Genomic DNA, 7,947 nt, shown 5'->3' with positions numbered 1-7,947 from the left:
TGCCTCACCGGCCGGGCTCACCCGGCCCGGGGGCGTCAGGAGTGCCCCAGCTCCAGGGAGATCACGCCGTAGTCGTAGCCGCGGCGACGGTAGACGACGGAGGGCCGCTCGCTCTCCTTGTCCACGAACAGGTAGAAGTCGTGACCGACCAGCTCCATCTCGTAGAGCGCCTGGTCGAGGGTCATCGGCTCCGCGGGATGGGTCTTCTCGCGCACCACGAGCGGTCCGTCGCCGGTGACCGCGATCGGGCCGACGTTGCGCTCGCGGATCGTGTCCTCGTCCTCGACGGTGGTGGTCGCCATCGACTCCATCCCGGCGAGGGCCTCGCCGACGGAGGCGGGCGGACGGCCGCGGTGCACTCGACGCCGGTCGGCAGCCCGCCGCATCTGCGACGCCATCTTGTCGAGCGCGAGGTCGAGCGCGCTCATCTTGTCCTCGGCCGCGGCTTCGGCCCGGATCACCGGGCCCTTGGAGAAGGCGGTGAGCTCCACCTTGATCGCACGGTCGTGTTGTCGCGGGTTCCGTTCACTCTCCACCTCGACCTGCACGCGCATGATCCGGTGATCGTGCTTCTCGAGCTTCGTGAGCTTCTCGGTCACGTGTGAGCGAAACCGCTCGCTGAGCTCGATGTGGCGACCCGTGACGACAACTTCCATGTCAACCTCCCGTGTCTCGCGCGATCAGGGTGTGAGGGCGGAGTCCGCCCGGCCGACCTGGTCTTCGACCCCACAACCGCCTGCTGAAGCGCTCGCAGCTTGCCTGCCACTACTGACCTTCTCCCGTGGCGGCCCGCATCTGACGGGCCGGACGAGGCAGGACTTACCTCTAAGTCGCACCGTGATCCCCCTGCCCCCACAATGGAGGGAGCGGGGTTACGTGGGCCGTTTCGCCTGCGACTGGCATCGGCTTGTCTGCGCGACGCCCCGGGCTCCCGGGGCGTCCCACTGACGCAACCACGGACCCGGACGGACTCCATGCACAGACGCTAGACCATGCCCGGTTGACACGAAAGGCGGCCCGGGGGCTTCCGGCGCGGAGTCGCCGCCACCACGGCGATGCCGGCGACCCTCACCCCCGAGGCGGCCAGCGCGCGCTGCGCCTCGCGGGCGGTCGCACCGGTGGTGAGGACGTCGTCGCACACCACGACGTGGCCGACCCTGCCGGCGAGGCGGCGCAGCCCTGCACTGGGGCAGCACATCGACAGCTGCTGGTTCGTCGCGCGCTCGGCGGCACCGAGCCCGGCCTGGTCGCGCACGTCCCCGCGGGAGCGCAGCAGCGGCGCGACCCACGTGTCCGGCACCAGCCGGGCAGTCCGGCGTACGACGGCGAGCAGCGGGTCGTGACCCCGCGCCCGGGTTGCGCCGGGCCTGCTGGGGACCGGGACCAGCAGTCGGGGCGGGTCGGCGGCGGCGGCCACCGCCAGTGCCAGCAGCACCGCCAGCGAGGATGCCAGGCCGGCGACGTTCCGCTCCTTGTGGGCGAGCAGCACCGCCCGGACCAGGCCCTCGTAACCGGCCGCCGCCCAGGGCGGCGCGAGCCCGGCCGGCGTCGGCTGGGGCCAGGCCGGCCAGGCGGTCGTCGGCAGCCGAGACCGACACACCGGGCACAGGGACCGTCCCGGCCGCTCGCACCCCACGCACCGGCCCCCGAGCACCAGGTCGAGCGCGGCGTCGCGCAGCGGCAGCGTGGTGGAGGACACCGCTCGATCCTTGACGGACACTCCGCGGCGGGCAACGGCCGGCGCGGAAGCTGTGGAGGACTCAGCCTCCGGCGTAGGTCAGGAACGTGGTGCGCTCGTCGATCTCGCCCGAGCGCAGACCACCGACGACCTCGCTCAAGCCGGAGCTCGTCAGCACGTACAACGGATCGGTGGCCCGCGGGCTCGTGACCAGCATCCGGGGTCGCTGGCTCAGCGTGACGGCCACGCCGGCGAGGCCCACCGGCGCACCGTCGACCGCCAGCGTCCGGACCTGGAACAGGTTCCCGCCCAGCCGGTGCGCCACCACGACCGACGTCGGCGAGGACCAGCCGACGTCGACCACCGACAGCCGGCCCTGGTCCTCCCACGCGATCTCACGGGCAGAGGTCCCTCCGAGCGGCCGACCGCTCGGGTCGTACTGCAGCCGGCTGACCACGACGCGGTCGCGGCCACGGAGCCCGCCTCGAACGACCGCGACCATCCGGGACCCGTCTCGCGAGACGAGCAGGTGGGCGACCCGCTCCCCGGAGATGCCCGGCACCTCGATGGTGCGAGCGTTCTCACCCACGACCGCCGAGATCTGGGCCACGCCACGAGCGCGGTCGAGCAGCCACAGCCGGTCGGCTGCGTCCCACACCGGCGGAGCGAGGTCAGTAGCGCCGCTGGCCACCTGCACGACCTCGGCGTCATCGGTGCGCACGTCGGTGACCTGGACGGCGTCGCCCGAGGTCAGGACGCCCGCGACCCGGGTGCCGTCGAGCGACACACCGACCGACCGGACGCCGACCTCCGACTGCCCCATCGGGCCCGACACGGGCTCGAAGGCGTCCGCCGTGCCCGAGACCAGCCGCCCGTCGCGGAGTCCGAACAGCAGCGAGGTCGCGCGGGATCCGGCCGGGTCGAGCGACTCGCCCTCGTCCATCTCGAACTCGGTGTCGCCGTCGGACAGCGTGACCGGCTCGCTGTCGATCGTGACCCGGAATCCGGTCAGCGTGGAGTCCTGCGCCAGGGTGCGTGCCAGCTGCGCGACCATCAGGTTCGCGTCCTCGTCGGTCGGCATCGCGGCGGCTCCGCCGATCAGCGGCACCTCCGCGATGCCACGCTCGCTGACGGTGACCGAGAGGTCCACCTCCAGCCCCGGCGGCAGGAAGCTGCGCTCGACCCCGGGCGCACCGACGACCGGACCGGCGAGCAGCCCGTCGACCAGCACGCTCGCGAGGGAGTCACCGCGTGGCACGTAGACGGGCTCCGGCACCAGGATGCTGGCGGTCGGGTCCGTGAAGTAGAGAGACACCCGGCGGAAGGCACGGTCGAACCAGGTCGACGGGACGATCAGGGCGTCCGGCGCGTCAGAGATCCGCCACTGACCGTCGACCCGGGTCATGCTGAAGGACAGCTCGGTCTGGTCCGCCGGCAGCGGGCCTCGCCACGACCCGCGGCTGTCGAGCTGGTTGGCACCGTCGAGCTCCACCGTCACCTGGTTGCTGCCCTGGGGGAACGACGCGGCGTCGTAGGTGATGATCCGCCGCTCCGGGCGCCAGGTCGTCGCCTCCTCGGACGTCAGGAACTCCTTGGCGGTGTTGGTCTGCAGCGGGAAGGCAGCCTGCGCGTCGAGGAAGTGCCTGACGATGTCGGTCGCGCTCTCGTTCGGCGCCGGCCCCGGCGGGTCGTTGAAGTAGCCGAGCTGCTCGCCGGGGCGGACGTCGGACTCCGCCTCCACCACCGGTCCCTCGTCCGGGATGCCGACACACCCGGACGCCAGGAGCGCGATGGCCGCGAGGAGGGTGACCGTCCCGGTGGCCGTCGTACGACGCCTCCTGCTCGAGCCGCTCATGCCACCGGCTCCGTCGCGTCGTCGGGCACCAGCGGCAGCGGACTGTGCCGGAGCACCGCGCCCGCGCGCCGCGGCAGGGTCAGACGGAACTGCGCGCCCTCCCCCGGCCGGCCCCACGCTTGCAGCCAGCCGCCGTGGAGGTGGGTGTCCTCGAGCGCGATGGACAGCCCGAGCCCGGTGCCGCCACTGGTGCGGGCGCGAGCGGGGTCGGCGCGCCAGAACCGGTTGAACACCAGTGCGGACTCGCCCAGGCCGAGCCCGACTCCGTGGTCACGCACCGCGATCGAGGCGGCATGGTCGTCGCCGGCGACCCGGATCACGATGTCGCCGGTGTCGGCGTGGTCGATCGCGTTGGTCACCAGGTTGCGGACGATCCGCTCCACGCGCCGCACGTCCGCCTCGGCGAGGCAGGGGTGGTCAGGCGCCTCGACGAGCACGAGGCAGTCGTTCTGACGAGCGAGCGGCGCCGTGGAGTCCACGATCCGGTGTGCCACGTCGACCAGGTTGATGTCGTCGATCTCCAGCACCGCGGCGCCGGCGTCGAACCGGCTGATCTCGAGCAGGTCGCCGAGCAGCCCCTCGAACCGGTCGAGCTCGGTCTGCAGCAGCTCGGCGGCGCGGCTGGTCGCCGGGTCGAAGTCGCCCCGCGCGTCGTGCAGCACGTCACTGGCCATCCGCACCGTGGTCAACGGCGTCCGCAGCTCGTGGGACACGTCGGCCACGAACCGACGTTGCACCCGCGACAGCTCCTCGAGCTGCCGGATCTGACGCTGCAGGTTCGTCGCCATCTGGTTGAAGGACGTCGCCAGCCGAGCGAGGTCATCCTCCCCGGACACGCGCAGCCGCTCCTGGAGCTGGCCGGCCGCCAGCCGCTCCGCGACCCGCCGGGCCATCCGGACCGGGGTCACCACCTGTCGCGTGACCAGCCAGGTCACGCCGGCCACCAGCAGCACCATCAGGCCGGCGGCGGTGAGCATCGCGCGCTGCAGGAGCGACAGCGTGCGGGCCTCCTCGGTCAGCGGGAAGAGGTAGTAGATCGTGTAGGTCTTCGAGTCCGCGGGCAGCTGCACCTGCGACCCGACGACGATCCCGGGCTCGCTGATCTCCTCGCCGTTGGTCGCTGTACGTCGGATCTCGGTGTAGGTGAACGCCGTGGTGGCCGCCACGCTGTCGAAGTGGTCCTCGAGCGACTCGGGCACGCTCGCCTTGTCGAGCAACGGCGTGTAGCGGGCGGTGTCCGTGATCCGGGCCTCTCCTGCCGGGCCGCTCAGCACGACCGAGAAGTCGCGGGCGTCGCCGAGCTGGATGATCGGGTCGACCAGGTCGGTCAGCTGCCGGGCGACGTCGGTCTCGGTGGCGGGTACGGCGGCGAGCGAGTCTTCCGTCTCTGCGGTCACCCGCGCCGCCTCGCTCAGGGCCGCGTCCTCGCTCTGCTCCAGCAGGCCGTCCCGCGTCTGCTGCACGAGGAACCAGCCCATGATCCCGATCACCAGTGCCGACAGCACCACCGTGCTCGCGACCACCCGGACCTGGATCGAGCGTCGCCACAGCGTCAACCCACGGGTGATGGCATCGAGTGCTGGCTGGCGTCCCAGCCTGTCCAGGGACACGGCAGGGTCCTCAGGACGAGCCGGCCTTGTACCCCACGCCGCGGACCGTCACGACGATCTCGGGGTTCTCGGGGTCGTGCTCCACCTTGGAGCGGAGCCGCTGGACGTGCACGTTCACGAGCCGGGTGTCCGCGGCGTGGCGGTAGCCCCAGACCTGCTCGAGCAGCACCTCGCGGCTGAAGACCTGCCACGGCTTGCGCGCCAGGCACACGAGCAGGTCGAACTCGAGCGGCGTCAGGTTGATGGGGGTGCCGTTGCGGGTCACCGAGTGCCCGGCGACGTCGATGTCGAGGTCGCCGATCGACAGCGCCTCCGGCGACGGGGAGTCCAGCCGACGTACCCGTGCGCGGATCCGCGCGACCAGCTCCTTCGGCTTGAACGGCTTGACGATGTAGTCGTCGGCACCGGACTCGAGCCCGAGCACCACGTCGATCGTGTCGCCCTTGGCCGTCAGCATCACGATCGGTACGCCGGACTCGGCCCGGATCTCCTTGCAGACGTCGATCCCGTCCTTGCCCGGCAGCATCAGGTCGAGCAGCACCAGGTCGGGCTTGTAGGCACGGAACTCGTCCATCGCGAGGTCGCCGCGCCCGCACATGTGGCTCTCGAAGCCCTCTTGCCGGAGGACGATCGTGAGCATCTCCGCGAGCGGCGCGTCATCGTCGACGACGAGGACGCGGCCGCGGTGCGCTGCCTCCGGTGCCTGACTCATGTTGTCAATACTGCCTGACGACTCATCACGACGGGCTCAGACGGGCCAACGACCCGCCGGAGCCGCTCAGTAGCGGTAGTGGTCGGACTTGAACGGTCCCTCGGCCGGAATGCCGAGGTACGCCGCCTGGTCGTCCGTCAGGGTCGTCAGCCGCGCGCCGAGGGCGTCGAGGTGCAGCCGGGCGACCTCCTCGTCGAGGTGCTTGGGCAGCACGTAGACGCCGACCGGGTACTCCTCGGGCTTGGTGAAGAGCTCCACCTGCGCCAGCACCTGGTTGGTGAAGGAGTTCGACATCACGAAGCTCGGGTGACCGGTCGCGTTGCCGAGGTTCATGAGGCGGCCCTCGGAGAGCACGATGATCGAGCTCCCGCCGGGGAAGGTCCAGACGTCGACCTGCGGCTTCACGGTGTCGCGCTCGACGCCGGGGTAGGACTCGAGGCCGGCCATGTCGAGCTCGTTGTCGAAGTGACCGATGTTGCCGAGGATCGCCTGGTGCTTCATCCGCGCCATCTGGTCGACGGTGACGACGTCCTTGTTGCCGGTCGCGGTGATCACGATGTCGGCGATGTCGAGGACGTCGTCGAGCGTCGCGACCTGGTAGCCGTCCATCGCCGCCTGCAGTGCGCAGATCGGGTCGATCTCGGTGACGATGACCCGGGCGCCCTGGCCGCGCAGCGACTCCGCGCAGCCCTTGCCGACGTCGCCGTACCCGCACACGACCGCGACCTTGCCGCCGATCAGGACGTCGGTGGCGCGGTTGATGCCGTCGATCAGGGAGTGACGGCAGCCGTACTTGTTGTCGAACTTGGACTTGGTGACCGAGTCGTTGACGTTGATCGCCGGGAAGAGCAGCGAGCCTTCCTTGAGCATGTCGTAGAGCCGGTGGACGCCGGTGGTGGTCTCCTCGGTGACGCCCTTGATCTCGTTGGCGATCTTCGTCCAGCGCTCGCTGCTCTCGGCGAGGGAGGCGTTGAGGACGTCGAAGACGACCTTCTGCTCGTGGCTGGCAGCGGTCGCGGGGTCGGGTGCGACACCGGCCTTCTCGGCCTCGACGCCGAGGTGGACGAGCATGGTGGCGTCACCGCCGTCGTCGAGGATCATGTTGGCGAACTTGCCGCCCGGCCACTGCAGGATCTGCTGGGTGCACCACCAGTACTCCTCCAGGGTCTCGCCCTTCCAAGCGAACACCGGAACGCCTGCGGGGGCGTCGACCGCGCCGGTCGGGCCCACGGCCACCGCAGCAGCGGCGTGGTCCTGGGTGGAGAAGATGTTGCACGACGCCCAGCGGACCTCGGCGCCGAGCGCGACCAGGGTCTCGATCAGGACGGCGGTCTGGACGGTCATGTGGAGCGAACCGGCGATCCGGGCGCCCGCGAGGGGCTGCTCCGCGGCGTAGCGCTCGCGCATCGCCATCAGGCCGGGCATCTCGTGCTCGGCGAGCGAGATCTCCTTGCGTCCGTACTCGGCCAATGACAGGTCGGCAACCTTGAAGTCCACGCTCATCTCCCCTGCTGTAGGTACTTCCCCAGAGGGTAGAACCGCTCACGCGGGATCGCAGAATCCTCGCCGTCGCGTCTTCTCGGCTGTCAGTGCTGCGCCGGCTCGTGGCCCTCGGACTTCTCGCGCTTGCCGAACGGCAGCACGTGCATCACCACGACGGCGACAGCGCCCACGAGCAGGCCGACCACCGCGGAGGCGACCGTGTTCACCACCCAGCCGAGCAGGCTGCCGACCCAGCTGCCCACCGCGTCGTGGACGGCGTGCTCCAGCTCGTGGACGAGGTCGTACGGCGCGTGGAGGCCGAGCTCGTCGAGGCTGGCCAGCAGGATGTGACCGCCGACCCACAGCATCGCGAGCGTCCCGATCAGGGAGATCGCCGCGAGCAGTCGCGGCATCGCAGCGACCAGGGCGTGGCCGAAGCGCTGCGACCGGGGCGAGTCCCGCAGCGCCAGCCGGAGCCCGATGTCGTCCATCTTCACGATCAGCGCGACGGCCCCGTAGACGACGACGGTGATGGCGATCGCGACGAAGACGAGGATCAACGCGCGCGAGAGCAGCGGCTCGTCCTCGACCTCGTTGAGGGCGATGACCA

The 7,947-nt window shown here is 70.8% G+C and carries 7 protein-coding genes; all 7 read right to left on the bottom strand.

The features are described 5' to 3' along the window. Window positions 1–35: 35 nt before the first annotated feature. Window positions 36–656, bottom strand: a complete 621-nt coding sequence (gene hpf, locus VFZ39_RS08485; protein ID WP_330865301.1) for a ribosome hibernation-promoting factor, HPF/YfiA family — start codon at window positions 654–656, stop codon at window positions 36–38. Window positions 657–985: 329 nt separating this feature from the next. After that, a complete protein-coding gene (locus tag VFZ39_RS08480) occupies window positions 986–1,699 on the bottom strand; it encodes a ComF family protein (RefSeq protein ID WP_330865300.1) in 714 nt (237 codons plus the stop codon). Window positions 1,700–1,760: 61 nt separating this feature from the next. After that, on the bottom strand, window positions 1,761–3,533 hold the full coding sequence (locus tag VFZ39_RS08475) for an LpqB family beta-propeller domain-containing protein (RefSeq protein WP_330865299.1): 1,773 nt from the start codon (window positions 3,531–3,533) through the stop codon (window positions 1,761–1,763). Beyond that, complete coding sequence (gene mtrB / locus VFZ39_RS08470; RefSeq protein ID WP_330865298.1) at window positions 3,530–5,143, bottom strand: MtrAB system histidine kinase MtrB; 1,614 nt, start codon at window positions 5,141–5,143, stop codon at window positions 3,530–3,532. Before mtrB ends, VFZ39_RS08475 begins: the two co-directional genes overlap by 4 nt. Window positions 5,144–5,153: 10 nt before the next feature. Further along, on the bottom strand, window positions 5,154–5,855 hold the full coding sequence (mtrA, locus tag VFZ39_RS08465; protein ID WP_330865297.1) for an MtrAB system response regulator MtrA: 702 nt from the start codon (window positions 5,853–5,855) through the stop codon (window positions 5,154–5,156). Window positions 5,856–5,921: 66 nt separating this feature from the next. Next, window positions 5,922–7,358: an adenosylhomocysteinase gene (ahcY, locus tag VFZ39_RS08460; RefSeq protein WP_330865296.1), complete on the bottom strand. Its 1,437-nt coding sequence runs from the start codon at window positions 7,356–7,358 to the stop codon at window positions 5,922–5,924. Window positions 7,359–7,441: 83 nt separating this feature from the next. Then, window positions 7,442–7,947, bottom strand: a 506-nt coding sequence (locus VFZ39_RS08455) for a DUF808 family protein (RefSeq protein WP_330865295.1), incomplete at its 5' end; no start/stop codon positions are given.

This window comes from Nocardioides sp. (assembly GCF_036374615.1).
GTDB lineage: Bacteria > Actinomycetota > Actinomycetes > Propionibacteriales > Nocardioidaceae > Nocardioides.
The sequence above is the reverse complement of the archived record's forward strand: the minus strand, read 5'-3'. Positions and strand labels throughout refer to the sequence as shown.

Excerpts from the sequence above, each read along its gene's own strand:
- ahcY (WP_330865296.1), bottom strand. The coding sequence starts at position 7,358 with ATGAGCGTGGACTTCAAGGTTGCCGACCTGTCATTGGCCGAGTACGGA.
- hpf (WP_330865301.1), bottom strand. The coding sequence starts at position 656 with ATGGAAGTTGTCGTCACGGGTCGCCACATCGAGCTCAGCGAGCGGTTT.
- mtrA (WP_330865297.1), bottom strand. The coding sequence starts at position 5,855 with ATGAGTCAGGCACCGGAGGCAGCGCACCGCGGCCGCGTCCTCGTCGTC.
- VFZ39_RS08475 (WP_330865299.1), bottom strand. The coding sequence starts at position 3,533 with ATGAGCGGCTCGAGCAGGAGGCGTCGTACGACGGCCACCGGGACGGTC.